Source organism: Microbacterium mitrae (genome assembly GCF_008017445.1).
Taxonomy (GTDB): domain Bacteria; phylum Actinomycetota; class Actinomycetes; order Actinomycetales; family Microbacteriaceae; genus Microbacterium; species Microbacterium mitrae.
Genome location: NZ_VRSW01000006.1, coordinates 54,266 through 78,392, shown reverse-complemented (window position 1 = coordinate 78,392; position 24,127 = coordinate 54,266). Strand labels below are relative to the sequence as shown.

At 64.9% G+C, this 24,127-nt stretch carries 24 protein-coding genes; 10 read left to right on the top strand and 14 right to left on the bottom strand.

Annotated features, from left to right (window positions below; all coding sequences use genetic code 11):
* The first annotated feature begins 4 nt into the window (after window positions 1–4).
* From FVP60_RS12735 to FVP60_RS12710, 6 genes are read left to right on the top strand one after another with little or no spacing between them, the layout of a single operon-like run.
* Window positions 5–1,561, top strand: coding sequence for a Na+/H+ antiporter subunit D (locus FVP60_RS12735; protein WP_147826704.1), 1,557 nt, complete (start codon window positions 5–7; stop codon window positions 1,559–1,561).
* Complete coding sequence (locus tag FVP60_RS12730) at window positions 1,554–2,141, top strand: Na+/H+ antiporter subunit E (protein ID WP_147826670.1); 588 nt, start codon at window positions 1,554–1,556, stop codon at window positions 2,139–2,141. Before FVP60_RS12735 ends, FVP60_RS12730 begins: the two co-directional genes overlap by 8 nt.
* Window positions 2,138–2,407: an MrpF/PhaF family protein gene (locus FVP60_RS12725; RefSeq protein WP_147826669.1), complete on the top strand. Its 270-nt coding sequence runs from the start codon at window positions 2,138–2,140 to the stop codon at window positions 2,405–2,407. Before FVP60_RS12730 ends, FVP60_RS12725 begins: the two co-directional genes overlap by 4 nt.
* Window positions 2,404–2,757 carry a monovalent cation/H(+) antiporter subunit G gene (mnhG, locus tag FVP60_RS12720; protein WP_147826668.1) on the top strand — a complete coding sequence of 118 codons (354 nt, stop codon included), beginning with the start codon at window positions 2,404–2,406 and terminating at the stop codon, window positions 2,755–2,757. Before FVP60_RS12725 ends, mnhG begins: the two co-directional genes overlap by 4 nt.
* Window positions 2,758–2,781: 24 nt before the next feature.
* Entirely contained in the window at window positions 2,782–3,495 is a 714-nt protein-coding gene (locus FVP60_RS12715; protein ID WP_246132619.1) for a DUF2510 domain-containing protein, read from the top strand.
* Complete coding sequence (locus FVP60_RS12710; RefSeq protein WP_147826666.1) at window positions 3,492–4,229, top strand: hypothetical protein; 738 nt, start codon at window positions 3,492–3,494, stop codon at window positions 4,227–4,229. Before FVP60_RS12715 ends, FVP60_RS12710 begins: the two co-directional genes overlap by 4 nt.
* A gap of 13 nt (window positions 4,230–4,242) precedes the next feature.
* Here FVP60_RS12710 and FVP60_RS12705 read toward each other — a convergent pair whose 3' ends face one another.
* From FVP60_RS12705 to argG, 8 genes are all read right to left on the bottom strand, one after another.
* Window positions 4,243–4,866 carry a response regulator transcription factor gene (locus FVP60_RS12705; RefSeq protein WP_281289131.1) on the bottom strand — a complete coding sequence of 208 codons (624 nt, stop codon included), beginning with the start codon at window positions 4,864–4,866 and terminating at the stop codon, window positions 4,243–4,245.
* The gene (locus FVP60_RS12700; protein WP_246132617.1) at window positions 4,863–6,017 is read right to left on the bottom strand and encodes a sensor histidine kinase; all 1,155 of its coding nucleotides are present in this window, start codon (window positions 6,015–6,017) and stop codon (window positions 4,863–4,865) included. Before FVP60_RS12700 ends, FVP60_RS12705 begins: the two co-directional genes overlap by 4 nt.
* Before the next feature lie 9 nt (window positions 6,018–6,026).
* The gene (locus FVP60_RS12695) at window positions 6,027–6,791 is read right to left on the bottom strand and encodes an ABC transporter permease (protein ID WP_147826665.1); all 765 of its coding nucleotides are present in this window, start codon (window positions 6,789–6,791) and stop codon (window positions 6,027–6,029) included.
* A 3-nt stretch (window positions 6,792–6,794) separates the two neighbouring features.
* Window positions 6,795–7,748, bottom strand: coding sequence for an ABC transporter ATP-binding protein (locus FVP60_RS12690; protein WP_147826664.1), 954 nt, complete (start codon window positions 7,746–7,748; stop codon window positions 6,795–6,797).
* Between the two features lie 85 nt (window positions 7,749–7,833).
* Window positions 7,834–10,467 (bottom strand): penicillin acylase family protein, encoded by a 2,634-nt coding sequence (locus FVP60_RS12685; protein ID WP_147826663.1) that lies wholly within the window; start codon window positions 10,465–10,467, stop codon window positions 7,834–7,836.
* Between the two features lie 92 nt (window positions 10,468–10,559).
* Window positions 10,560–11,357 (bottom strand): ABC transporter permease, encoded by a 798-nt coding sequence (locus FVP60_RS12680; protein ID WP_147826662.1) that lies wholly within the window; start codon window positions 11,355–11,357, stop codon window positions 10,560–10,562.
* A gap of 1 nt (window position 11,358) precedes the next feature.
* Entirely contained in the window at window positions 11,359–12,243 is an 885-nt protein-coding gene (locus FVP60_RS12675) for an ABC transporter ATP-binding protein (RefSeq protein ID WP_147826661.1), read from the bottom strand.
* Between the two features lie 127 nt (window positions 12,244–12,370).
* Window positions 12,371–13,801, bottom strand: coding sequence for an argininosuccinate synthase (gene argG / locus FVP60_RS12670; protein WP_147826660.1), 1,431 nt, complete (start codon window positions 13,799–13,801; stop codon window positions 12,371–12,373).
* A gap of 176 nt (window positions 13,802–13,977) precedes the next feature.
* Between argG and FVP60_RS12665 the strand changes: the two genes are divergently transcribed.
* The gene (locus FVP60_RS12665; protein WP_147826659.1) at window positions 13,978–14,247 is read left to right on the top strand and encodes a GlsB/YeaQ/YmgE family stress response membrane protein; all 270 of its coding nucleotides are present in this window, start codon (window positions 13,978–13,980) and stop codon (window positions 14,245–14,247) included.
* Here FVP60_RS12665 and FVP60_RS12660 read toward each other — a convergent pair.
* The 3 genes from FVP60_RS12660 to FVP60_RS12650 form a co-directional block, all read right to left on the bottom strand.
* Window positions 14,208–14,996: a Pr6Pr family membrane protein gene (locus tag FVP60_RS12660; RefSeq protein WP_187240677.1), complete on the bottom strand. Its 789-nt coding sequence runs from the start codon at window positions 14,994–14,996 to the stop codon at window positions 14,208–14,210. The two genes, FVP60_RS12665 and FVP60_RS12660, sit on opposite strands and share 40 nt — an antisense overlap.
* A gap of 66 nt (window positions 14,997–15,062) precedes the next feature.
* Window positions 15,063–16,988, bottom strand: a complete 1,926-nt coding sequence (locus FVP60_RS12655; protein WP_147826658.1) for a M3 family metallopeptidase — start codon at window positions 16,986–16,988, stop codon at window positions 15,063–15,065.
* 14 nt (window positions 16,989–17,002) lie between these two features.
* Window positions 17,003–17,710, bottom strand: a complete 708-nt coding sequence (locus FVP60_RS12650; RefSeq protein ID WP_147826657.1) for a peptidylprolyl isomerase — start codon at window positions 17,708–17,710, stop codon at window positions 17,003–17,005.
* A 155-nt stretch (window positions 17,711–17,865) separates the two neighbouring features.
* On the opposite strand from FVP60_RS12650, the gene FVP60_RS12645 reads away from it, so the two are divergent.
* Complete coding sequence (locus tag FVP60_RS12645) at window positions 17,866–19,152, top strand: adenylosuccinate synthase (protein ID WP_147826656.1); 1,287 nt, start codon at window positions 17,866–17,868, stop codon at window positions 19,150–19,152.
* Window positions 19,152–20,336, top strand: a complete 1,185-nt coding sequence (locus FVP60_RS12640; RefSeq protein ID WP_147826655.1) for a lactonase family protein — start codon at window positions 19,152–19,154, stop codon at window positions 20,334–20,336. The genes FVP60_RS12645 and FVP60_RS12640 overlap by 1 nt, the downstream gene beginning before the upstream one ends.
* A gap of 491 nt (window positions 20,337–20,827) precedes the next feature.
* Here the strand turns inward: FVP60_RS12640 and FVP60_RS12635 are convergent, their stop codons facing one another.
* Window positions 20,828–21,145: a hypothetical protein gene (locus tag FVP60_RS12635; protein ID WP_147826654.1), complete on the bottom strand. Its 318-nt coding sequence runs from the start codon at window positions 21,143–21,145 to the stop codon at window positions 20,828–20,830.
* Window positions 21,146–21,315: 170 nt separating this feature from the next.
* Between FVP60_RS12635 and FVP60_RS12630 the strand changes: the two genes are divergently transcribed.
* Window positions 21,316–21,615 (top strand): chorismate mutase, encoded by a 300-nt coding sequence (locus FVP60_RS12630; RefSeq protein ID WP_147826653.1) that lies wholly within the window; start codon window positions 21,316–21,318, stop codon window positions 21,613–21,615.
* An 80-nt stretch (window positions 21,616–21,695) separates the two neighbouring features.
* On the opposite strand, the gene FVP60_RS12625 is transcribed toward FVP60_RS12630, so the two are convergent.
* Window positions 21,696–22,580 (bottom strand): metallophosphoesterase, encoded by an 885-nt coding sequence (locus FVP60_RS12625; protein WP_147826652.1) that lies wholly within the window; start codon window positions 22,578–22,580, stop codon window positions 21,696–21,698.
* Window positions 22,581–22,735: 155 nt separating this feature from the next.
* Window positions 22,736–24,118: an acyltransferase family protein gene (locus FVP60_RS12620; RefSeq protein WP_187240676.1), complete on the bottom strand. Its 1,383-nt coding sequence runs from the start codon at window positions 24,116–24,118 to the stop codon at window positions 22,736–22,738.
* Window positions 24,119–24,127: the final 9 nt, after the last annotated feature.

The window sequence follows — 24,127 nt, the reverse complement described above, 5'->3', positions numbered from 1 at the left end:
GGATATGAGCATCCTGGTTCCGCTGATCGTGACGCTCCCGTTGCTGGGGGCCGCCATCACCCTGATCTTCGGCCGCATGCGGCGCGTGCAGATCATCACCTCGATCGTCACGCTGACCGTGGTGTTCGTGATTGCGGCGGTGCTGTTGGTCGCCGTCGACGCGGGTACGCCGATCGCGGTGTCGGTGGGCGGGTGGCCTATACCGTTCGGCATCGTGCTGTACGTTGACCGGCTCGCATCGCTTCTGGTTGCCGTCTCGAGCCTCGTGCTGCTGGCCGTGTTGTTGTTCTCCGTTGGCCAGGGTGCGGCCGATGGTGACGGCGAAACCCCGGTTTCGATCTTCTTCCCCTCGTACCTGATTCTCGCCACCGGAATCTTCAACGCGTTTATCGCGGGCGACCTGTTTAACCTGTACGTCGGGTTTGAGATTCTGCTGGTCGCCTCCTATGTGCTCATCACGCTGGGCTCGACCGAATCGCGCATTCGTAGCGGCGCCGTCTACATCGTCGTCTCGCTCGTCTCCTCGATCCTGTTTCTCGCCGCGATCGCGATGATTTACGGCGCGCTCGGCACGGTCAACATGGCGCAAATTGGCGAACGCATGGCGGAGTTGCCCGAGAGTACGCAACTCGTGCTGCACCTCATGCTGGTGATCGCTTTTGGCATCAAGGCCGCGATTTTCCCGGTGAGTTTCTGGCTGCCAGACTCCTATCCAACGGCGCCGGCACCGGTTACCGCGGTGTTTGCCGGCTTGCTGACCAAGGTCGGTGTCTACGCGCTGATACGCACCGAAACGCAGTTGTTTAACTCCTCAGACATCAACACGCTGCTGTTGATCGTGGCGCTCGCGACCATGGTGGTTGGCATTCTCGGCGCCGTCGCACAGGCCGAGTTGAAACGAATCTTGTCGTTCACCCTGGTCAGTCACGTCGGCTACATGGTGTTCGGTCTTGCGATTGCGACACCGGCCGCGATTGGCGCCACGGTGTACTACACCGTGCACCACATCATCGTGCAGACCACCCTCTTTCTCGCCGTCGGCCTCATTGAGCGCAGAGCTGGTTCCACCTCGATCCTGCGGGTGCGTGGGCTGATGAAGGCGGCGCCGCTGATTGCCGTGCTGTACTTCATTCCCGCGATCAACCTGGGCGGTCTGCCGCCGTTCTCCGGCTTCATCGGCAAGTACGCGCTCTTTGGCGCGGCGGCCGATGAGGGAACACCGCTCATGATGGTGCTGATTGTGGGCGGCATCGTGACGAGCCTGCTCACGCTCTACGCGCTGATGCGCGCATGGAACCTGTCGTTCTGGCGTGAAGAAGACGACTCGGTTGAGACGGAACTGCGCATCAGCTACCTCGGCAACGCACCTGCCGCCGATGACAAGTCCGAACAACGCGTCATTCCGCGCATCATGACCGCGGCAACGGCAGGCATGGTCGCGGTCACGGTTGCGCTGACGATCTTTGCCGGCCCGCTCTACGATGTGTGCATGCGCATCGGTGATGCGCTGACGACGCCGGTCACCCTGCAACAGCTAGAGCCGGAGGTGTCTGATGGTTGAGACCCGCAGAACCGCGGCGCGTCATCTGTGGACGCAGCTACCGTTTTTCATCTGGCTGATTCTGCTGTGGATGCTGCTGTGGGGTCAGTTCACCCCGCTGTCTCTGATCACCGGAACCATTGTCGCCATCGTGACGACACGCGTGTTCCGCCTGCCGCCCGTCGAACTCTCCGGCCGCATCAACCTTTGGTACGGCCTGATCTTCATGGTGTCGTTCATCGGTGCCGTGATTTCTGGCTCGCTGCAGGTGGCGTGGCAAGTGTGGAACTGGAACCGCCAACCCGGATCCGCCATCATCGCGGTTCCGCTGCGCACCGATGATGACCTGATCATGACGCACGTCGGCGTGACCGCGTCGCTCATTCCCGGCTCGCTGGTGGCACAGACCGACCGCCAGAATCGCGTGCTCTACCTGCACATCATTGGCGTGCGCAACGCCGCAGACGTCGAGCGTCAGCGGCGTTGCGTGCTGCGGTGGGAGGACCGCATCGTGCGTGCCGTTGGTTCTCGCGAACAGTTCGGAGCCCTCAAGGCGCGCGAGGCCGAGAGCCGCAACGCACGAAACGGGGTGCCCGCATGAACGTGCTGCTTTTCGTCATCATCGTGGTGTTCGGCATTGCCGCGGTGCTCACGATTATTCGCCTCGTGCAGGGTCCATCGATTCTTGACCGCGCAGTGGCAAGCGACGTGCTGCTGACCGAGGTGATGTGCGTGCTGGGGGCAGAAATGGCGATCAACCATCACACGCGCTCGCTGCCGGTGCTGTTGATCATTGCCGCCGTCGGCGTCTTCGGCTCCATCTCGGTCGCCCGGTATGTCGCGCGAAGGGACAACCAGACCCCATGAACGGTGACCAGATTCTTGACCTTGTCGCAGTGATCCTGATCCTGATCGGCGCGCTGCTGTGTTTGTCTGCTGCCGTCGGTCTGCTGCGGTTTCGCGATGTTCCGACTCGACTGCACGCGGCAACGAAGCCACAGGTGCTGGGGTTCTTGCTGATCTGCATTGCCATCGCGCTGTCGGCGCGCTCGGTGGCGGTCACCGCCATGCTCGCGGCCATCGTCATTATTCAGTTTGCGACCGCGCCGCTTTCGGCGCATATGGTGGGTAGGCAGGCCTATCGCAACGGAACCATCGACGAAGATTCGCTTCTCGTCGACGAGTTGAAAGATGCGAAAGACGCTGCGTCTGAGTAGGGGACTTGAGGGGGAGCGCGCGTGATGAACATTGCGCCTGGCTGGTACGGGGTAAGCGGAACGAGCGACGTGCGTTGGTGGGACGGCGCCAAGTTCCGGCCGATTCTGCTGCGGGATGGCCTGCCGCACTATGAGAAGTTTCGCTCGATCTCACCGGTGCCCTCGATCGTGCTCGGCGTGCTCATGGCGCTGTTGGGCATTGGGCGGTTTGCCATCAGCGACGATGACCCGTACGCGTTCGCCTTGGGCATCGCCTGGGTCTTGATTGGCGTGATGAGCCTGGTGCTTGGCCTGCTTGGCCTCGTGATCGAGAGGCTGCCGGCGCCGATCCACGGGCCCTACCTCGATCCGCGCACGTTTCCGTGGCCGGAGCAGGTCGAATACGGCCCGATACCGCCGGGGTGGTACCCGGCGCCGTCCAAGCGCATTCCCCGCTGGTGGAGTGGTGCGCGCTGGAGCGAATACGTCGTGCTGCGCAGGTTTCCACTGCCGATGGCCGGCCAGCGCAAACGTCAGATCGCCACAACCTGGACCGTCGCCATTGCCTTCATTCTGTTGGCCGGTGTGGGCGTCGCCCTCGCCTTCTACGGCGCGCGCCTTCACGACACCAGCACGATGGTGGTCGGCGTGACCTTGGCCGTTTCGTTCCTCCTGCTGGGCGGCATCCTCACGGCCTACATGGCGTATTTGGTGCGGGTTTATACCCTGCCCGTGGTTCCGCCGGGCGTCACGCGATGACAACCGCGAGCGTGAGCATTCCCGCCGGCTGGTACTCGGTTGCCGGAACCAACGATGTGCGTTGGTGGGACGGCCGCGGTTTTCGTGAGGTCACCCTCGTTGACGGAGCGCCGCGTTATCGCTTTGCCTGGGGTTTGCCGGCGGGCAACTATCTGCTCGGCGCCGTGATCGTGCTGGTGTTCGGGGTTGTCAGCCTGTTTGTTGGCGACAGCCTGCGGGGCGGCGGCTGGCTAGTCTTGCTCGTGGCTGCTCTCATCGCCGTGGGGTTTGGTGTCGTCGGCGTGCTCGCGATGAAGACGCTGCGGTTGCCGCCGCCGACCGGGGAACCGGTGCGGGCTGATGCGGTGCAACCGCTGCCTGGAGCGGCCGAGCCCGGCCCGATTGCCCCCGGATGGTACGCGGGGCCCGCGCGAGACAAGCCGCGCTGGTGGACGGGTGCGCAGTGGACCGACTACCTGGTGTACGCCGGTGTTCCGTACCCGGCGCGCGGACAGGATGAGCGGGTGCGCCGCCAGTCGCGGCGGGTAGCGCTGGGTGCCGCCGGGATCTTTGTCGCCTCGGTCGTCGGTGCCGTCATTGCGGGTGTGTCTGGTGCGGTTGGCGTTGCGATCGTGCTGAGCGCTATCGCGGTGATTGCGCTGGCCGTTGCGATCGGGCTCCGGCTCGGCGAACGCCGGGCCATGCGCCCCTTCATCCGGCCGCTGCTGCCGCCAGCCGGCCCGCCGATCGCCTAGGCGAGCTACCGCGTTAGATCCAGCCCTTTTCCTGGGCGAGACGCGCCGCCTGAACCCGGTTGGCGGCGCCGACCTTGCCGATGGCGGCGGAGAGATTGTTTCGTACCGTGCCCGCCGAGAGGAACATCTCGGCGGCGATAGTGCCCGCGCTCCTACCGTCGGCGGCGAGCCGCAACACCTCGCGCTCGCGCTCACTCAACGGATTCGTGCCCTCAAACAGGCTCGCCTCGGCGAGGGTGGGATCCACCACGCGCAACCCCGAGTGCACCCGGCGCACGGCGTCAGCCAATTGTTCCGCTGGCGCATCTTTCACGACAAAGCCGCTCGCGCCCGCGTCGAGGGCCGCACGCAGGTACCCCGGCCGCGCGAACGTGGTCACGATCAGCACGCGGGTGTGCGGGCTGCGCTCACGCACCAGTCGGGTGGCCTCGATGCCGTCAATGTCGGGCATCTGAATATCCATCAGGCAGACGTCGGGCGCCGTCTCGGCGACGACGTCCGCCGCCTCGGAACCGCTGCCAGCGGTTCCGACGACCGTCAGGTCTGCCTCCAACTCGAGGAGCGCTGCTAGCGCGCCGCGGAGCATCGCCTGATCATCGACGATGACGAGGCGGATCGGGGCTGTTGGCTGCGTCACCACGTCACCTCCACGCGCGTGCCGCCGGCAGATGTGGCGAATACCTCAAGCTGGCCTGCACCCATGGCGGCGCGCTCCTTCATTCCAATGATGCCGTTGCCCTGCTCGCCACCGAACCCCGAACCGTTATCGGTGACGGCGAATCTGCCCGGCGCGATGGAGACTGTCACCTCGGTGGCGTTGGCGTGGCGGAGCACATTGGTGGTTGCCTCGCGCAGAATCCACGCGGCGGTCAGCGATTGCGCCGCAGACAACGCGGTAATGTCACCATCGATGTGCAGGCTCACGCCGGCGGCGCGGAGCGCGTCGCGGCACGAGCGCAACTGGTCGGCGAGCGTTGCGCCACGCACGCCCGCGACGGTGGCTCTGACGCCCGCAATCGCTTCGGTCGTGAGGGCCTCAATATCGGCGAGCTCTGCTTTGGCGCGTTCCGGGTCGGTGTCGATGAGGCGTCTGACGAGTTGGGCCTTGAGGCTAACTACGGTCAGGGAGTGACCGACCAGGTCGTGAACATCGCGGGCGACGGCCTCGCGCCCCTCGCTGGTGGCAAGCTCCAGGCCGAGCTGCTCGCCCTGGGCCGACTGAATAATCAGCGTCGTAGAGACCGTGTTGACCACGCCCAGCAGCACGATGATCGCGAGCACCGACAGATATCTCATGCCGTCCGGCGCCGTGAAAACGTAGACGGCCGCCGCCGTGACGCACACCCCCAGGGTGACCCAGTGCGCGGCACGGGTAAGGCCGTAGGAGGCGAACGACATGATGAACGGGATAAAACTCAATACCGAGCCGCCGACGGCGGGAATCGTGACCACGGCGCAGACAATGAGGAGCGCGAACGCCGCCCATTGAATCGGTTGGGGAGGTTCAACCAGCCCACCCCCGCCGAAGCTCATTCCGTTGATGAAGCCGGCGACGTAGACAATGACGAACGCCACCAGCGCGATCCAGCCGGCGAGGCGCCACCCGAAGTCTGCGGGCGAATTGATCAGTGTGATCAGTGGGTAGATAAGAAAGACCAGCCAGACGATGGCCATCACCCAGCCAAACCGCTCCCACGGCGCTCCGCCGCCTCTGGCGCGCCGCATGGCTTGCGCGCGAGAGGCGGCAGACGTTTCAGGCGGCGTTACTGATCGCGCATCCCGTGTCATGCTTTGAGCCTACCGACGCGAACGTGAGCGACGAATGCCTGCGGCCACCAGCAGTGCAAACAACGCAGACCAGACCACGACGTTCACGATAGGCACCCACAGTGCGTCGGTCTGCCCCGTCGTGAGCATGCCCTCCGTCAGCGGCCAGCGGCTCAGCGCGACGAATCCGTACACCGGCGTGAAGCGGGCGATATCGAGCATGAGGCCATCCAGCGGAATGAACACATTGCCGAAGAACGCGAAGAACGTCATGGAGATTGACGCCAACGCCGCGGCCGAATCTGACTTGAAGAACAGCCCGACGCCGAGCCCGTACAGGCCAAACATCAAGCCGAGCGTCAGGATGATCGCCGCGCACGCCAACCAGCGCCAGCCGTCTGAGGCCTGAGCGCCCGTCAACCACCCGGCAACGAACACGGCCAGCAGCGCGACGATGGCGAAGGTGACGGCAGTGATCAGTTTGGTGATGGCATATCCGGTCGAGCCCAGCGGCGTCATGGCCAGTTGCCGGCCCCACCCCTGCTGCGCCTCCGCGGCAGCGAGCGAGGTGAGCGAACTCATGGCGACCGCGGTTCCGTACGCCGCCATCGAAACCATCACGTAGAAGGCGACGTTGCCGTTGCCTGCGGAGAGGGAACCATACCCCGCGGTCGCGCCAAACAGCAGGTACATGGCAACCGGCATCGCGATCGTGAAGGCCAGCGTGTAGGGGTTGCGAATCTGCCGGAGCGCCTCGACTCGCAGCATGGTGGGGGAGATCGTTACGTTGCTCATGACTTAGTCCTCTGTGAGTGCCGTGAAAGCGGTTTCGAGCGTCGGGGCAGCGACCTCCAGGTCGTGCGCTCCGGCAGCGAGCAGGAGAGCGGCTGCGCTGTCTGAGTCGATAGCGCGCAGGCTCACCCGTTTGGCGTCGACCCGAAGGTCGGTGACCCCAGGCGTGTCGTGCAACTCCTGCAGGGCGGCCTGCGGGTTGGTGTCTGGCAGAGTCGCCGACACGGTGCGGGCGCCGAGGCCGGCACGGAGCTGCGCCGTCGGGGCGTCGGCCACGATTCGACCGTGATGCATCACAACGGTTCGCCGGGCGAACTGTTCTGCCTCTTCGAGATAGTGCGTGGCAAACAGGATCGTGCGGCCGGCATCTGCCTCGTCGCGCATCACGTTCCAAAACAGTCGCCGCGCGGTGACATCCATCCCCGCCGTCGGCTCATCGAGCACCAGAATGTCGGGGTCGGCGACGATCGCGAGCGCAAACTTCACGCGCTGCTGTTCACCGCCGGAACACTTCGAGATGCGGCGGCGCGCGAGACCCGTCAGATTGGTGCGCTCCAGCACCGCAGGTACCCGCGCCAGCGCGTCCCGCCCGTACAGTGAGGCGATCACCTCGACGGTTTCGCGCACGGTCATGTCAGCGAGCAACCCACCCGTCTGCAGCACTGCGGAGATGGTTCCGCTTGCCGTCGCCTTGGTGGGCTTCTCGCCGAAGATCGCGACGCTTCCGCTGGTCGGCTGAGTGAGCCCGAGCAGCATGTCAAGCGTCGTGGTCTTGCCTGCCCCATTGGGGCCGAGAAGCGCGACAATCTCGCCGCGCCGAATCGAGAGGTTGATGCCATCGACGGCGGTGACCGCGCTCTCGGTGGAGCCGAATTGCCGCCGCAGCTCGTCGAGCGCGATGACAATCTCGCCACTTTCGGCCGATTGCGTCGTTGCGCTGGGTTGCGTTGATGCTGTCATGCCTCCAGCGTCGCGGATCGTCGCGGCGCTGTCTGTGGCCCAGCGTCACGAGTAAATCGTGACAACTGTCATGACACCCCGGCGCCTATTCCTTCGGCGTGAGCGTGAGCGTGTCGGTGGTTTCTGCCGCGACGGCCTCCGGGGTGAAGGCCCAGGGCAACTGCCCGCCATCTGCCCAGATCGGTGCCTGGTCGACGTAGTTGGGGTGAAACGCGTGGCCGCTGGTGCCCGTCAGGTTGATATAGGTCGACGCATCCCAGTCGCTCACATCGATCACCATGCGCATTGACGGAACCGTGGTGGTCGCGAAGCTCTCACCGATCGTCCATCCGGTGGCATCAACGACGCTGGCGCCTCCGCCGACATCGTAGGGGCCGCGGTTGAACAGCCACTCGATGGGCGCGATACCGCTGGAACCAAAGGTGTCGGAGCGCAGCGTGATGGCGTGGAGCGAACCCCAGTTCCACTTGGTGACGTCTTCGCCCTGGAGCTCGGCCAGGCGGTCGTAGGCCTCGTTGACCGCGTAGTCCAGCATCTCCGCTTGGCTGCTGATGCCCAGCTTCTCGTTCACCCACCACTCGGATGAGGGGTCGCTCAGGAGGGCGTCGACCGCCTGGAACAGGCGCGACTGGCCGGTGACCGGTGCCGGAACATCGCGCTCGGCAAACATGGCCATCACCAGCGTGTCCCACAGCACGTTGGCGTAGGCGGCCGCGGCGCTGTCTTTCGCATTTTGCGCATCCCAGCCGGCGAGCAGTTCGAGGGCGGCCTGCACACCGGGGCGATCGCTCTTGATGTCGGCGACCGCCGTGGTCAAACGCTTGCCGATGAACATTTCCTGATCCATCTGGATCGCGCGCATTTGCTCTGCGGTGATGGGGCCTTCGGCAATCGCCGCCTCGATAAGGTTCACGATGCGGTCGGCGCGGTAGCCGTCATCCCAGTCGCGCGAGAGAAAATAGGGGTAGGAGTCGTCAACGATCGCGGCGTTTGCCGTGACGATGTAGCCCTCCTTCGGGTTCTCGCTCGCGGGCAATGCCGCAAACGGAATGTATCCCTGCCAGTCGTACGCGCTGTCCCATCCTGGTTGCGGAATCCAGCCGTCACCCGCGCCGCGAATCGGCAGGTTTCCGGGCGCCTGATAGGCGATGTTGCCGTCGACATCGGCGTAGATCAGGTTCTGGGCGGGCACCGAGAACATTGCTGCCGCGGCGCGGAAGTCTTCCAGGCTGTGGGCCGTGTTCAGCGCAAAGATCGCCGCCGGGGTCGTGGTCACTTCCAGCGCCGTCCACTTCAGGCTCACGGCGTAGCTGTCGCCCTCCGGCGCCGCATCGAAGTTCGCGTCGTCGGCAATCGCGGTGAAATCGCCGGTGAGGCCGGAGACGACCGGGCCATGCACGGTTGACCGGATGGTCAGCTCGACGTCATCGCCGCCAGCCACCTTGACGATTTCGGTGCGCTCCTCAAAATCAACGAGGGCACCGTCACGCCAGTATTGGTCGTCCTGCACCCGCTCGATATACAGGTCGGCAACGTCGGTGGTGAGGTTGGTAAAGCCCCACGCCACCGTGTCGTTGTGACCGATCACGATGCCGGGAAGGCCGGAGAAGCTGAAGCCGGAGACATTGAACGGGCACGCGGGGGACGGCTGGGCGCACTTGAGTTGCATTTGCGTCCAGACGCTGGGCAGCGCCGCCCCCAGGTGGGGGTCATTTGCCAAGAGCGGCAGCCCGCTCTCGGTGTGCTCGCCAGAAACCACCCACGAGTTCGAGCCGATTCCCTCGCCGGCATCACCGACGAGCTTTTCAACCGCCTCCAGCACACCGGAGGCGCTTTCCCACTCGATTCCCGCGGCGCCCACCGTCGGCACGGCCACGCTTGCGTCGTCAATGGTTCCCGCGTTCGCCGTTGCGGCGCCGGAACCGTCACTGATGGTTCCGGAACCATCGCCATTGCCCTGAATCACGGTCGGCAGCGTCGCGGTGTCGACAATCGTGGGGTGCTCATCAAACGGGTATGCGGGGTAGAGGGCGGCGACCTGCTCAGGGGTGAAATTTTGCAGCAGCAGGGCGCGGTCGGTTTCGTCTTCGATGTTGGTGCGAAGGTCCCACGCCATCGCCTTCAGCCACGCGACCGAGTCGGCCGGGGTCCAGGGCTCGGGCTCGTAGCCGGGGTTGGTGAGGCCGAGCACGCTGTATTCGAGCGCCAGGTCACCGCCCTTGTTCTCGGCAAGGTAGGCGTTCACGCCGGCGGCATATGACTCGTAGTAGCTGAGGGTCGTCTCATCGAGAGCGGCCACCTCTTCTTCGGCAATCTCATGCCAGCCGAGCGTGCGCAAGAACATGTCGGTGCCGACCTGCGACTCGCCAAAAAGTTCGGCAACACGGCCGGCGGTGACGTGGCGGCGGAAGTCCATCTCCCAGAAGCGATCTTGCGCGTGCGCGTACCCCTGCGCGAAGAAGAGGTCGTCGGTGTTCTCCGCCGTGATGGTGGGAACGCCCTGCTCATTGCGCTGGATCGTGACCGTGTTGGTCAGACCGTCAACGGCCACCTCGCCGTTGTAGGTGGGAAAGGGGCGCTGAATCGTCCAGCTGATGAGAGCGGACGCGACGATCACCGCGACGGCAATCACCGCCACAATGGTGAGAAGTGACCGCCGAACAATGGTTCCTGCGGTCAACGGTCTTTTGGTCACAACGGCAGTCGCGTCAGTCGTCATCGAATTACCCCCTGCTTGGTGGAAGCGGTGGCTGCGTACTCAGCCGGTTCCGACTCCCTGTGGCATAGTACCCACCTTTTTTATCGATGTCCTCAGACGCGTTTGGTGTCTCGTCTGAAGAACAGCACGGCGAGTGCGGTGAACGCGGCGAACCAGAACAGCAGATTCGGAACCGCCCAGACGCTCGGCGAGGCGCCAATAATCGCGCTCTGGGCAAGGTTTGCAATGCCCCACAGCGGCGTGAATTGCGCGGTCACCTGCACCATGGCGGGGAGAGCGGAGAGCGGAACAAAGAGGCCGGCCATAAAGGCCAGCACCGGCAGCAGCGGGCCCATGTATCGCATCGCGTTTTGTGAGGGGAACGCATACCCCACCGCGAGGCCGAGGCTCGTCATCGACAGCGAGGTCAGCCACGCGAGGGTGCCCGCCGCAATGAGGTTGGGGAGCGGCGCGGTGATGCCCAGAATCGCGCCCGCGATGAGGGTAATCACCACGGCGATGGCGGAGAGCACCATGCCGGTGCCCACCTTGATCAGAATGTAGACCAGTGGGTTCAGCGGCGTCAGGCGTAGTTGGCGCGACCAGCCCATGCCACGCTCATAGGCGACCGTCACGCCGGTCATTGTCGAGCCGACGAGGGCGGCGTACACCGCCATGGAGATCATGATCGGAAGGGCAGCGGACGTGCCGCCTGCGGCGACCGGAACCTCGGTGAGCGACGTGTTTTTCAGCGGCACGGCAACGAGCAACAGCATCGCGACGGGGAACACCACGGTGAAGATGATCACCGAGTAGTTGCGGAACAGGCGCTTCAGTTCGAGGCCGAAGAAGGTCCAGGTGAATCCGCCGAAGGGGGGAACGCGGCGGTTGGAGACATCGATGCGATCCACGTCAGCCCTCCTGGCTCGTCAGACGCAGGAAGGCCTGCTCGAGGTTTTGACTGGTGATCGTGACATCGCGGGCTTCGGTCTGCGTGAGCAGATAGCGGGCCACGGCGTCGGAATCGCTGGTGTGGATCACGACGCGATTGCCTCGCACCGTCACGGTGTCAACCGCCTCGAGGGCTGCCAGACGCTGCTCATCGGCCCCCGGCAGCTCCGCCTCCACCCGACGACCGGCGGCCATCGCCTTGATCTCAGCCGTGGTTCCGTCTGCCACAATCTGCCCCTGGCGGATCAGTACGATGCGGTCGGCGTACTGGTCGGCCTCTTCGAGGTAGTGCGTGGCGAAAACGACGGTGCGGCCACGCTGCGCATCGGCATGGATGGCCTGCCAGAAGGAGTGGCGGCCTTCAACGTCCATGCCGGTGGTCGGCTCATCGAGCACGATGAGAGCCGGGTCGCTCACCAGCGCCATCGCAAAGCGCAGGCGCTGCTTTTGGCCTCCGGAACACTGCTGCACCTTTTTGGTGGCGATGTCGGTGATGCCGGCGCGCGCCATCGCGTCATCAATGCTGATGCTGCCGACGAAGAGTGATGCGGTCATGCGCATGGTGTCGCGTACCGTTACGTCGCCCAGCAGGCCGCCGGTTTGCATGACGGCGGAGACGAGTCCGCGCGCGATCGCCGCGCGCGGTGTCATGCCAAACAGCTCAACGGTTCCGCTCGTCGGCTGGCTGAGGCCCAGCAGCATGTCGATCGTTGTGGTCTTGCCCGCACCGTTCGGCCCGAGAAAGGCGACAACCTCACCCGGGTTGACGGTGAGATTCACGTCGTCGACGGCGGTGTGAGAGCCGAACGTCTTAGTCAGCGACGTGGCGCGCACTGCTGGTGTCATGGTTCCAGCCCACTCCTGTTTCGTGTGATTCGCAAATCGACGGCCGATATGCCCGGTGTGAAAGGCGCCGGAATGAAAACGGCGGGGCCTCAGCTGTTGCGCTGAAGCCCCGCCATCACGGATGTGCCTAGTCGGTGCCGGCGTCGAAGGCGGCGGACTCGCCCGCAGCGTCAAACTCTGCGGCTTCGGCCTTCATTTCGGCCGTGCCCTCGGCGATTTCTGCGGCGTCGCCGGTGGTGTACCCGCCGACGAGTTCGCCGGTGGGGCCGCCGATCAGGCCGAGGGCGGCGTACTGCTCCAGGCGCGAACGCGAGTCGGCAATGTCGAGGTTGCGCATGGTGAGCTGGCCGATGCGGTCCTTCGGGCCGAATGCGGCATCTCCCACGCGCTCCATCGAGAGCTTCTCGGCAGCGTACGACAGGTTGCGCGACTCGGTGTTGAGGATCGTGTAGTCCTCGCCGCGGCGCAGACGCAACGTGACGGTTCCGGAGATGGTGGAACCAACCCACTTCTGAATCGACTCGCGCAGCATGAGCGACTGCGGCTCCAGCCAACGGCCCTCGTACATGAGGCGACCGAGGCGGCGACCCTGCTCGTGGTAGGTGGCGAGGGTGTCTTCGTTGAGGATGCCGTTAACGAGGCGCTCGTAGGCGGTGAACAGCAGCGCCATTCCGGGTGCTTCGTAGATGCCGCGGGACTTTGCTTCGATGATGCGGTTTTCGATCTGATCGCTCATGCCGAGGCCGTGGCGGCCGCCGACGCGGTTGGCCTCGAACACCAGCTCAACCGGGTTGGCGTATTCGACGCCGTTGAGGGCGACGGGGCGGCCGGCGTCAAACGTGACGGTGACGTCTTCGGTTTCAATCTCCACCGACGGATCCCAGAACTTGACGCCCATGATCGGCTCAACCGTTTCGAGCGAAACGTCAAGAAATTCGAGGGTCTTTGCCTCGTGCGTTGCGCCCCAAATGTTGGCGTCGGTCGAGTACGCCTTCTCGGCAGAGTCGCGGTACGGATAGCCGTTAGCGACGAGCCATTCGCTCATCTCCTGGCGACCGCCGAGCTCGCCGACGAACTGGGCGTCCAGCCACGGCTTGTAAATGCGCAGTGAGGGGTTGGCGAGCAGGCCGTAGCGGTAGAACCGCTCAATGTCGTTGCCCTTGTAGGTGGAACCATCGCCCCAGATGTCGACGCCGTCTTCCTTCATGGCGCGCACCAGCAGCGTGCCGGTGACGGCGCGGCCGATCGGCGTGGTGTTGAAGTAGGTGCGTCCGCCCGAGCGAATGTGGAAGGCGCCCGTTGCGAGGGCAACGAATCCCTCCTCGACGAGCGCGGTCTTGCAGTCGATGAGACGCGACAGTTCGGCGCCGTACTCAAGCGCGCGACCGGGGATCGCTTCGATGTCGTCTTCGTCAGGCTGACCGAGGTCGCCCGTGTAGGTGAAAGGAACCGCGCCGTTGTGTCGCATCCAGGCGACCGCCACGGAGGTGTCGAGCCCTCCCGAGAATGCGATGCCGACGCGCTCGCCGACCGGAAGGGATTCGAGGACCTTTGACATACCGCCAGTCTACCGGCCGCCGCGCCGCAGTTTTGCGGGTGGTCGCGCGCCCCCATACCCGGGGGCGGCAGGGCATGCAACCCCCTTGGCATCACGCGATGCGCCCGCTAGCGTTGAGTCACAAACAGTGGTGTGCCCCTCACACGATGATGGGCATATCGGATAGGAGTTCTGACATGACTTTCCTCGGATTTTTGTTGCTGGGTTTGCTTGCCGGCGTTATCGCCAAGGCCATTTTGCCCGGGCGCCAGGGCGGCGGTTGGTTCGTAACCCTCATCCTCGGCGTTGTCGGCGCCATGCTCGGTGGCTGGCTGGGTAGCCTGCTCTTTAACCGCCCGTTGACCGAGTTTTTTGACCTGCAGACTTGGCTGCTTGCCATCGCTGGCTCATTGATCGTGCTGCTGATCTACGGCGCACTGACCCGCGGCTCGTCGAAGGCTTCATAGGCCGTTGCCGCTGGCGCACCCACTTCGTTCTCGATCGCCGATCGAGCGCCGAGGTGGGTGCGCCAGACAGCGAGACCGGCGACGGCAAGAATCGCGGCCGCAATGCCGATGACGTAGACGCCGACGCCGAAGTATCCGTTGGGCTGAAGGTACGGGTTAAGAAACGGGTACGGGTACCAGAACGGATCGCCCGTGGTGGGGTTGGTGACGGTTTCGCCGCGCAGCAGCGTGTAGATGACCCAGGCAATCGGGAAGATCGCAGCCACACCCATGGCGGTCCAGGCCAGCGGACGCCGCGCGATGCAGAGCACCAGCTCAAGCAGAAAAATGATGGGCGCGATGAGGTGCAGCACCTCATTTGACCAGGCAACCGTCGCGCCCTGCTCCAGCACGTAGCCGCGCAGCAACAGGTTGTACACGATGCCGGTAATGACCATGTAGGTCATCACGCTGATCCACGCGTAGGAGAGCGCCCGCGGCTCCCACTGCCTGCTTCTGCCGCGGGTGAGCAGCCACAGGCCGCCGATCAGCATGATGATCGCGCCGAGGCAGTTCGAGAGAATCGTGAAGAAGCTGAAGAAATTCACGACGGTCGTCGTCACATCGCGGCCCTTGTCGCTGGCGAGTGTGAACGTGGTGATGAACTGCGCCACCACCGCCGCCACGATGAGCGCCGCGGTCACGAGCCGAAGCAGCGCCCACGCGACGCGGATGTTTTGACCAGGACGCACCGCGTGGCTCTCGCTCATGCGGCTTAGCGTAGCGATTCGCGGCAGTGTGACGGTAGAGCGCGCCGCGGATTACCCAACCACCTGCTAGCTTGCGCCGAGCCAGGCGCGGTAGGCGTCGAAGCTGTAATCACGCCCGAGGAAGTCGCGCACGAGCACGGCGGCATCTTTCGTGCCGCCGGGTTCGAGCACACGCTCGCGGTACCGGGTGGCGACCGCCTGGTTCATGAGGTCGCCGTCAAACGCAGTGAGCAGGTCTCGCGCGATGACCAGGCTCCACTGGTAGGTGTAGTAGCTCGCGCCATAACCGGTGAGGTGCCCGAACGACGCGGTGAAGTGGCTACCCTCGAGGTTCTTGACCGGCGAGGTGGAGTCCACCCAGTGCGCGGCCGCCGCGGTGATATCGGCCGGAACATCGTGATGCAGCTGGTAAGAAACGCGGGCAAAGCCGAGTTGGCGGCGCACGAGCAGTGCGCGGCCGAACGCGTCAGCCTCCACCATGCGCTTGACCAGGTCGGCCGGAATCGGCTCGCCACTGTCATTGCGGGCAAACGTTGCCAGCACGTCGGCGTCCCAAGCCCACTCTTCGAGCATCTGGCTGGGTGCCTCAACGAAATCCCACTCCGTGGCGATGCCGCTCTGTGCGGTGAAGCGTTGGTGACCGGCCAGGATTGCGTGCACCAGGTGCCCAAATTCGTGCAGGAACGTGACGACCTCATCGTGCTCCATGGTTCCGCGCGCGAAATTGCAGAGCAATACGCCTTCTGGCAACTCGACACCCGCACGCCCCACGACCAGGTCGAAGCACGCGGCGTGGTTGTACTTGCCGTCACGAGGGTGCATGTCGAGGTAAATGCGGCCAATGGTGGTTCCGCCCTTCGTCACATCGAAAACGTGAACGTCTTCGTGCCAGGACGGAACCTCAACACGCTGATACTCGATGCCCAGGAGTGCGCCGGTGAGGTCAAGAACGCCCTGCATGACGGCCGGGAAGGAGAAGTAGGAGCGCACCACCTGAGCGTCGACATCGTGCTGCTCGCGCTTGATCGCCGCGAGAAGGTACGCCAGGTCGGCGGTCGTGACCGCGGCAGCGTCTGGGTCGTCTTGCCGCAGGCGAGCCAGCACGATCTCGTATTCGGCGCTCGCGGCGTCGAGCGAGGCACGATCAACCTTGGTCAGAAACGCGTCGACGTTGGCCGAGGAGCCGGCCATACGCGTCGCCGTCTCCACATCAGACCAGTCACCAAAGCCGAGGAGCTGCGCGCGATCGCGGCGGACGCTCAGAAGCTCGGCCAGGATCGGGTCGTTGATCGGCCACGCCAGGTCATTGTAGAGCTCAGAGATGGCGATGCGGGTTGCGCGGTTTGTGGCATATTCCCGCACCGGCACGTAGTCGGGGTAGTCGGTCGTGAGTGTGATGAGACCGTCGGCATCAACCGGGTGGTTATCGAGGAAGTCTTGGGGGAGCCCGGCGAGTGCATCAGGGGCGATGCGCATGGTGCGCTTGCCGTCGCGAATGTTCTTACCGAACTCCACGCCGAGCTGCGAGTCGCGGTCGGCGAGCTGTTGCGCCCGCGCACGGCCGGCATCGTCCAGGCCGACGCCAGCGAGGCGGAAGTCGCGCAGCGTGTGCTCCAGCAGTCGCGCCTGTTCGCTGGAGAGCGCGGCGGCATCGGCGGCATGGCTCGCGTTGGTGAAGATCTCGTAGAGCTCGCGGTCAAGCGACAGCTCGGTTTCGTACGCCGTCGCGGCCAAGTACCGCTCCGACCCGGCGTCACGAACGGTCGCGTCTGGGTGGCATTCACTCAGCACATAGCTCGCACTGCCTGCCGACCGCAACGCCCACGTCACCTCGTTCCAGAGGTCGAGCACCTCCGCCGTGCTTCGTTCGATGCCATCCTTGAGGCCGGCGACGTGCTGTCTAGCTGCGGTGAGAAACGCGTCGGGCCGGTCGGTGACGAAGGCCTCCCACGCGGCGGCGGTGGTGGGCAGTGTGAGCAGCGGGCTGGTCATGTGTCGAGGCTATCTCAGCGGCTGATCGTGATTGTTTCGATGTCGACCGCCGTGACAGGGGTGACGCCGTCGGCGGCAACTCCGGTGGCAGCGACGTCGCGCAGCGTGGCGAGCGACGCCTCATCGAAAGACCCGAACGACGTGTAGCTGGGCGCCAGTGCCCCCGGAGCCGATTCGTAGACGAAGAAGAATTGGGAGCCGTTGGTGTTGGGGCCGGCGTTGGCCATCGCCAGGGTTCCGGCTTCATACTTTTCGGTGCCGGTTAGCTCGTCAGCGAACGAGTAGCCCGGGCCGCCCATGCCTGTGGCGGTGGGGTCGCCGCACTGCAGAATGTAGATGCCCTGGGTGGTCAGACGGTGGCAGGACGTGTCGTCGTAGTACCCCTGCTCAGCGAGTGACACGAAGCTGTTCACGGCGCAGGGGGCGGCGTCGGCGTCGAGCGTGAGCACGAGATCGCCGACGGAGGTCTTCATCGTGGCGGTCACCTCGCCCGTGACGGCCGGCTCAGCAGGCGGAACCTGCGTGCCATCTTTCGCCGACGCCGATCCGTCGGCGAAGTAGTCACAGGTTCCGCTTGCCGCAGGCTCTGTGGTGGAGGTTGTTGCGCTGTCGCTCGCATCAGTGCCACCGGAGGTGGACCCGGAGTTGGACGGCGTCGAGGCGCAGCCCAGCAGGGTCAACGCGAGCAGGGCAGTGGCGGCAGTCGAGGCGAGAAGGCGCATGGGTTCGAGGGTAGTCGGTCGGCGCGACGCCACAAACCGGGGCGCCATCGCAAGCGCGAGCGCGGCGCACTCGGGCCCGGCTTCGGGCCTTTCAGGTCAACCGGATAGGATTGGGTGGACCCACGCCCGGGTCCCTTTCAGGGGGTGCAAGCCAAATGCCAGGAATCGTGATCGTCGGCGTCCAGTGGGGCGACGAGGGCAAAGGTAAAGCGACAGACCTTCTCGGTGAGCGTACCGACTGGGTCGTGAAGTTCAATGGCGGCAACAACGCCGGTCACACGGTCGTGGTCGGCAACGAAAAGTACGCCCTGCACCTGCTGCCCAGCGGCATCCTCTCTCCCGGCGTCACGCCCGTCATCGGCAACGGCGTCGTCGTTGACCTTGAGGTGCTGTTCGCCGAGCTCACCGCGCTCGCCGCTCGCGGCATTGACGTTTCGCGCCTGAAGGTGAGCGCCAACGCGCACATCATCACGCAGTACCACCGCACGCTCGACAAGGTCACCGAGCGTTTCCTTGGCAAGCGCCAGATCGGAACCACGGGTCGCGGCATCGGTCCGGCGTACGCCGACAAGATCAACCGCGTTGGCATTCGCGTGCAGGATCTGTTTGACGAGAACATCCTGCGCCAGAAGGTGGAGGGCGCGCTCGACCAGAAGAACCACCTGCTGGTGAAGCTGTTCAACCGCCGCGCCATCACCGCCGACGAGATCGTCGACGACCTGCTTTCCTACGCGGAGCGTCTCAAGCCCATGGTGGCTGACACGGCGTTGCTGCTGGCCGAAGCGCTTGACCGCAACGAGGTCGTCGTGTTCGAGGGCGGCCAGGCCACCATGCTCGACGTCGATCACGGCACCTACCCGTTTGTCACCTCGTCTTCTGCTACCGCTGGCGGCGCGGCAACTGGTTCCGGTGTCGGCCCCAACCGCCTGGACCGCATTGTCGGCATTGTGAAGGCGTACACCACGCGCGTCGGCTCTGGCCCGTTCACGACCGAGCTGTTTGACGAGTCGGGTGACATGCTGCGTTCGCGCGGTTTCGAATTCGGAACCACGACGGGTCGCCCCCGCCGCGTTGGCTGGTATGACGCGCCGATCACCCGCTACGCGACGCGCATCAACGGACTCACCGACCTGGTGCTCACCAAGCTCGACATTCTGACGGGCATCGAGCAGATTCCGGTGTGCGTCGCTTACGACGTTGACGGCGTGCGCTTTGACGAGGTTCCGGTCAACATGACCGACTTTCACCACGCGAAGCCGATCTACGAATACTTCCCGGGTTGGACCGAAGACATCTCGACTGCCCGCACGTTTGACGACCTGCCGCAGAACGCGCAGGACTACGTGCTCGCCCTCGAGAAGATGAGCAACACGCGCATCTCGGTCATCGGTGTGGGCCCGGCCCGCGACGAGGTCGTCGTTCGCACGCCGCTGCTCGACTGATGCGGTTTTGGCTCGGCGGCTACACCGCTGACATGGGTGGGCATGCCGCGGGCGTTGGCGTGCTTGTTGCCGGCGAGCCGGCCGCACAGTCGCCTCGCGGCTCGTTGACCTTTGCCGGCACCGCCGCGCACGCCGAGTCGCCGTCGTGGCTCGCCGCGCACCCGACGCTCGATGTTGTCTACGCGACGCTCGAAGAGCGCGGCGTGGTGCAGGCGTTTCGCCGCACCGGCGAAGACACCCTTGCGCCGCTTGGCAAGCCGCTGGCGACCGGGTATGCCACGTGCCACGCGGCCATCGCGCCGGGGGCGGGCTCGCTGGTCGCTGCCGCGTACGGTGACGGAACGGTCACGCGAATCGCGGTGAACGCCGATGGTTCGCTGGGCGCAGCGGTTGCGCTCGCATCGACCACCGACCCGTACGGCTTTGAGGCGGAGAACCCGCCGGCGAGCCTGGCGGCGGCCGGAACCATAGACCTGAGCGCCGCGGCCGCAGCACTTCGAGAGGCGGCTGGCCCCGAGTTCGCACACCTGGTTCCGGATTATGACAACCCAGAACCCGTCGAAACCTTGCCCGTGGTCGAAGACCCGAACGCACGCGTTTCGCGCGCACACCACACCACGTTCTTGCCCGGTGGGTTGTACGCGACAACCGATCTCGGCTTTGACCTGGTGCGATTCTGGCGCGGTGACACCGAGATTCAGCAGGTGGCGCTGCCAAAGGGCTCCGGCCCGCGTCACGCGGTGTGGCACCCGAGCGGTCACCTGTATGTCGCAACCGAATACTCGGCAGAGGTGTACGCCCTTGCCGCCGATCGCGATGGCACGTGGCGCATCGTCACGGCGGTGCCGGTTTCACGGGAAACATCGTTTGGTGTCGACTTTCCGGCGGAAATCTCGACCACCGCAGACGGTCTGTTCTTGCACGTCACGGTGCGCGGATCGAACACGATCGCCACAATCGCTGTGCTCGACGGTGGGGCGCGGCTAGAGGGCGTATCGCTCGTCGAGTCTGGCGTTGATTGGCCCCGCCACCATGTGCTCGTTGGTGACACTCTTTTGATCGCAGGGCAGCGTTCGGATGACGTGGTGTCGCTGAGCGTCGACGCCCGCACCGGCGTGGTCGGCCAGCTTCTGTACCGCGCCCCCGCCCCGACCCCGACGGCATTGGTTCCGATCTTCGACTAACGCGGATTCGCGGCGTGGGTTGGGTTGCCGGTGCTGTGGGTGTTGTTCCGTGGTTCCGGTGCCGGGGGTGTTGTTCCGTGGTTCCGCTCGCCCCGGTTTCAAGCAGGTTGGGCAGGAAAAATTCGCCTGCCCGCGAGAAAACCCCTGGTCAGCTCCCTGCGGGTGAACGTTTTTCCTGCACAACCGGGGGAGGGCCCGGATGGCACGGCGGAACCCGGGGCGGAGAACCACGGCGCGAAACCACCGCGCGCGGCACGGAACCACGGCGCATGGAACCACCGGGCACGGCACGGAACCACGGCGCAGGGAACCACGGCGCGCGGCACGGAACCACGCCGCAGGGAACCACGCGGCACGGAACAGGGAACCACGGCGCACGGAACAGGAACCAGGGCACACGTCGGCCGCGCGGGGCGCAGATCGCCGCGCTTGGGCACAAAAAACCGCTGTGTGGGTGGCCCCTTAGCCCACCCACACATCGGTGATGATGATTACTTGACTTCTGACTGGCAGGCGGAGATAACTTCGCCGAGCGCTTCTTGCGTCGCGGGGTCGTTCACGTTCTTCTCGAGTTCGGTGAACTCTTCGAGCGTGTACTCCGACTGCAGCGCCTCAAGCGAGCACTCGCAGTAAGCGGTCTGGCCGCCGCTGCTGGCCTCACAGCTGGAGATGAAGTTTTCGGTGACATTGGCGGGCCACGATTCGGTGCCGCCGTTGTCACCGCCGCCACCAGCGGAGTTGGAACAGCCGGTGAGGGCGGCAATGGTCAGGGGAACAGCAAGGATGAGGGCTGCGAGACGTCGATTCATGCTCACAATTTACCAGCCCGCTGAGAATCTCAGAAGAATTGCATGCGTTCGGATCCATCGAACGCCCTGAGTGTGTATATGGCCGGTGGCCAGCAAGCACGGCGGACTCTGACCCGCATTCGTTACGCGGAATGAACGCGCGCGTCATCGGCGCGATCTAGGCTAAGGGCATGACCGCGGAAGACCCCACCACCACGCTCCTGCGCTTGCGCGCGACGATCGACAATATCGATGCCGCCCTCATTTTTATGCTGGCCGAACGGTTCCGCGCGACGCAACAGGTGGGCGTCCTCAAGGCCGAGCACGCGATGCCGGCGTCTGATCCCAAGCGCGAGGAACAACAGGTTGCGCGCCTCAAGCAGCTCGCCGAAGACGCGCACCTTGACCCCGAGTTCGCCGAAAAGTGGTTCAACTTTGTCGTCGCCGAGGTGATTCGTCACCACACCGAGACGGCAGAAGAGCGCGGCTAGCAACGCGGTTCCACCCTCGCCGACGCAACCGCCACCGCCACCGCCAACCGTCAATATCGACCGCCAACGCAACCGTCGCGCTACCTCGCGGGTCGCCCCACGGCCGCGATAATCTCGGCGACCGCCTCCCGGCCCAGGTGAAAGACCTCGCTCGCCGGCTCGATGCGCTCGACAAACGGAACCACGCGCGTGCGTGAGCCGCGGATCTCAACGACCGCGCCGCCAAACGCCAGTTCCGCCGATTCTTCGGCCGGGTCATCGAGCGCGCGCGCAATATTTGCCACGCCCGGCGCGACGACCACCGGAATTCCCTCAATCGTCTCGACAACGGGGTGGTGGTAGTGACCACTGAGCACCACGCGCACATCGGAACCACGAATCAGTCGAACAAGCGCGTCGCCGTCAGCAGGGTCGAGGGCGAGTGCCTGCAACAGATCGGTCTGCGCATCGATAGGCGCATGATGCATCACGATGACCGTGCCGTGCTCGGCAGGCTCAGCCAGCGTCTCACGCAGAAATTCGAGCTGTTCGGGTTCAAGGTTTCCGTAGCCGCGGGTTGGCACGGAGGTGTCTAACACCACCACACGCCAACCATCATGCTGCGTCACCGAGACGACGGGCCGTGCCGGGTCGTCACCGACCGGCAGGCGCTCCTCGGTCCCGGGCTGGCCGCCACCAAGCACGGCCCGAAAGGCTTCACGACGATCATGGTTGCCCATGGCAAACACGGCCCGCCCCCCGTGCGCCTCAGCCCAGTCGCCCACCAGCTGTCGCACGCGCTGGTACGACTCGATGGTTCCGTCTTCACTCACGTCGCCCGAAACGACAACGAGGTCGACGGCCAGATCGCTCACGTGTGCGAGCGCGGCGGCGAGTTGCGAGGCGGTGTTGACAACGCCATAGTGGCGCGAATCGTCGCCAAAGAGGTGGGTGTCGGTGAGGTGAAGAATGCGAAGCGCGCTCATGGCAATACCGTCCCTGATGCAGGTTTTTGGATGGCGACAGTAACGCAAAGACTAGCGCCCGACCGCGACAGCGGCGCAGCCAGCGGCGCGACAGCGGTGCACACGTCAGTCCACACGGCGGTCAGTCAACGGTGTGGGAGGTGCGTCGCAACCCGTTAGCGCGAGCTGATCTCGCGCGGCGCGCGGCGCGCGACGAGCGCGAGGGCGAGCGCGACGGCTGCGGTGGCGATGACCCAGACGGCGCCGACGGAACCAATGATGAGGGTGGCCACGACGCCCGCGATGGCAAGGAGCGTCGCGGCGACGGTGGCGACTCTCCCGGCGGGCGCGGTGACGCGGCGACGCTCCAGCCGACCGGCGAGGGAAGCGACCAGGAAGACCGCGAATCCGACGGCGACAAACCACAGCGGCCGGGTCAGCCACCAATCGAGGCTGACCGGAGTGGGCAATGAGAACGGCGCGATGATGAGGGCGCCGGCAATCGCGATGGTCACCAGCATGTGCCAGCTGTAGATCGTCATTGAGCGGTCGCCGATCCAGCAGGTGACGCGGGCGATGCCGGGCAGGGCGCCGAACCGGCGCAGGCCAGCACGCAACTGCAGAAAGAGCATGGTTTGCGCGATGCCGAGCAGCACCAGCGCGGCCATCGGCGGGTTGAGAGCGGCGTACAGGTCGGTCGGGTAGAAGCCGGTGAGCATCGTGAGGGCAAGGGTGGCGACGGCGCCCACGCCGATCACGCGCTGGGCGCGAACACCGAGGCGGTCGAGTGTTCCGTCGGCGAGCGCAAAGCCCAACTGCTGCGCAAACAACCACACAAAAGCCAGGTTGAGCAGGCCAATCGCCGGAATGTCGGTGGCCACGCGCACAATATCTACCACAACCGCACCGAGTGCCAGAGTGAGGAGGCTGAGTGTCGTGTTTCGTTCGTGTAGCCAGACCATGGCCGGAACCAGGGCGGTGACTCCGATGTAAACCGCTAAGAACCAGAACGGCTGGCTAATGCGAAAACCCGCCGTCGCGATGACATCGGGCGAGACGCCGGTCACGGTGAGTACGGCCAGAAATACGGTGACGGCCGCGATAGCCGCTCCTGCGGGAATGAGCAGGCGTACGAGGCGTGACGAAATGTAGGCAGATGCCGTGGTTCCGCGAGCCCGGAGGCGGCTGTACTGCGTGTAGGAGGCGAAGCCGCCGAGCACGAAGAACAGCGGCATGACCTGCGCGAACCAGGTCAGCACGGGCCAGCCTGACCAATGCTCCATCGCGTTTTCGAGTAGCGGCGTACCGTTGACGTCGAGGCTGACGCCGACCATGAAGGCGTGCAGCGCGACGACGATCACCAGCAGTATCGATCGGGTGGTGTCGATGGCGATGTCGCGCGCGCCGCCGATGACGGGCAGCTCGCGCCGGGGAGCCCGGCTCGGGGTGGGAGCGCCGGTGGTCGTTCGCGCTATTGCGTCGGTGCTCGTTCGCGCCATTGATGCGCGGCCACCGAAGGGGGCGGCGGTGGTTGTTTGGCGCGGGGCGATGTCGACCATACCCCTACG

Bases quoted from the DNA above. Each gene is read 5' to 3' on its own strand.
- FVP60_RS12675 (WP_147826661.1), bottom strand. From the start codon at position 12,243: ATGACACCAGCAGTGCGCGCCACGTCGCTGACTAAGACGTTCGGCTCT.
- FVP60_RS12695 (WP_147826665.1), bottom strand. From the start codon at position 6,791: ATGAGCAACGTAACGATCTCCCCCACCATGCTGCGAGTCGAGGCGCTC.
- FVP60_RS12710 (WP_147826666.1), top strand. From the start codon at position 3,492: ATGACAACCGCGAGCGTGAGCATTCCCGCCGGCTGGTACTCGGTTGCC.
- FVP60_RS12630 (WP_147826653.1), top strand. From the start codon at position 21,316: ATGACCGCGGAAGACCCCACCACCACGCTCCTGCGCTTGCGCGCGACG.
- FVP60_RS12645 (WP_147826656.1), top strand. From the start codon at position 17,866: ATGCCAGGAATCGTGATCGTCGGCGTCCAGTGGGGCGACGAGGGCAAA.
- FVP60_RS12700 (WP_246132617.1), bottom strand. From the start codon at position 6,017: ATGACACGGGATGCGCGATCAGTAACGCCGCCTGAAACGTCTGCCGCC.
- FVP60_RS12650 (WP_147826657.1), bottom strand. From the start codon at position 17,710: ATGCGCCTTCTCGCCTCGACTGCCGCCACTGCCCTGCTCGCGTTGACC.
- FVP60_RS12665 (WP_147826659.1), top strand. From the start codon at position 13,978: ATGACTTTCCTCGGATTTTTGTTGCTGGGTTTGCTTGCCGGCGTTATC.
- FVP60_RS12660 (WP_187240677.1), bottom strand. From the start codon at position 14,996: ATGAGCGAGAGCCACGCGGTGCGTCCTGGTCAAAACATCCGCGTCGCG.
- FVP60_RS12685 (WP_147826663.1), bottom strand. From the start codon at position 10,467: ATGACGACTGACGCGACTGCCGTTGTGACCAAAAGACCGTTGACCGCA.
- FVP60_RS12735 (WP_147826704.1), top strand. From the start codon at position 5: ATGAGCATCCTGGTTCCGCTGATCGTGACGCTCCCGTTGCTGGGGGCC.
- FVP60_RS12625 (WP_147826652.1), bottom strand. From the start codon at position 22,580: ATGAGCGCGCTTCGCATTCTTCACCTCACCGACACCCACCTCTTTGGC.
- argG (WP_147826660.1), bottom strand. From the start codon at position 13,801: ATGTCAAAGGTCCTCGAATCCCTTCCGGTCGGCGAGCGCGTCGGCATC.
- FVP60_RS12635 (WP_147826654.1), bottom strand. From the start codon at position 21,145: ATGAATCGACGTCTCGCAGCCCTCATCCTTGCTGTTCCCCTGACCATT.
- FVP60_RS12620 (WP_187240676.1), bottom strand. From the start codon at position 24,118: ATGGTCGACATCGCCCCGCGCCAAACAACCACCGCCGCCCCCTTCGGT.
- FVP60_RS12690 (WP_147826664.1), bottom strand. From the start codon at position 7,748: ATGACAGCATCAACGCAACCCAGCGCAACGACGCAATCGGCCGAAAGT.
- FVP60_RS12655 (WP_147826658.1), bottom strand. From the start codon at position 16,988: ATGACCAGCCCGCTGCTCACACTGCCCACCACCGCCGCCGCGTGGGAG.
- FVP60_RS12725 (WP_147826669.1), top strand. From the start codon at position 2,138: ATGAACGTGCTGCTTTTCGTCATCATCGTGGTGTTCGGCATTGCCGCG.
- FVP60_RS12715 (WP_246132619.1), top strand. From the start codon at position 2,782: ATGAACATTGCGCCTGGCTGGTACGGGGTAAGCGGAACGAGCGACGTG.
- mnhG (WP_147826668.1), top strand. From the start codon at position 2,404: ATGAACGGTGACCAGATTCTTGACCTTGTCGCAGTGATCCTGATCCTG.
- FVP60_RS12730 (WP_147826670.1), top strand. From the start codon at position 1,554: ATGGTTGAGACCCGCAGAACCGCGGCGCGTCATCTGTGGACGCAGCTA.
- FVP60_RS12640 (WP_147826655.1), top strand. From the start codon at position 19,152: ATGCGGTTTTGGCTCGGCGGCTACACCGCTGACATGGGTGGGCATGCC.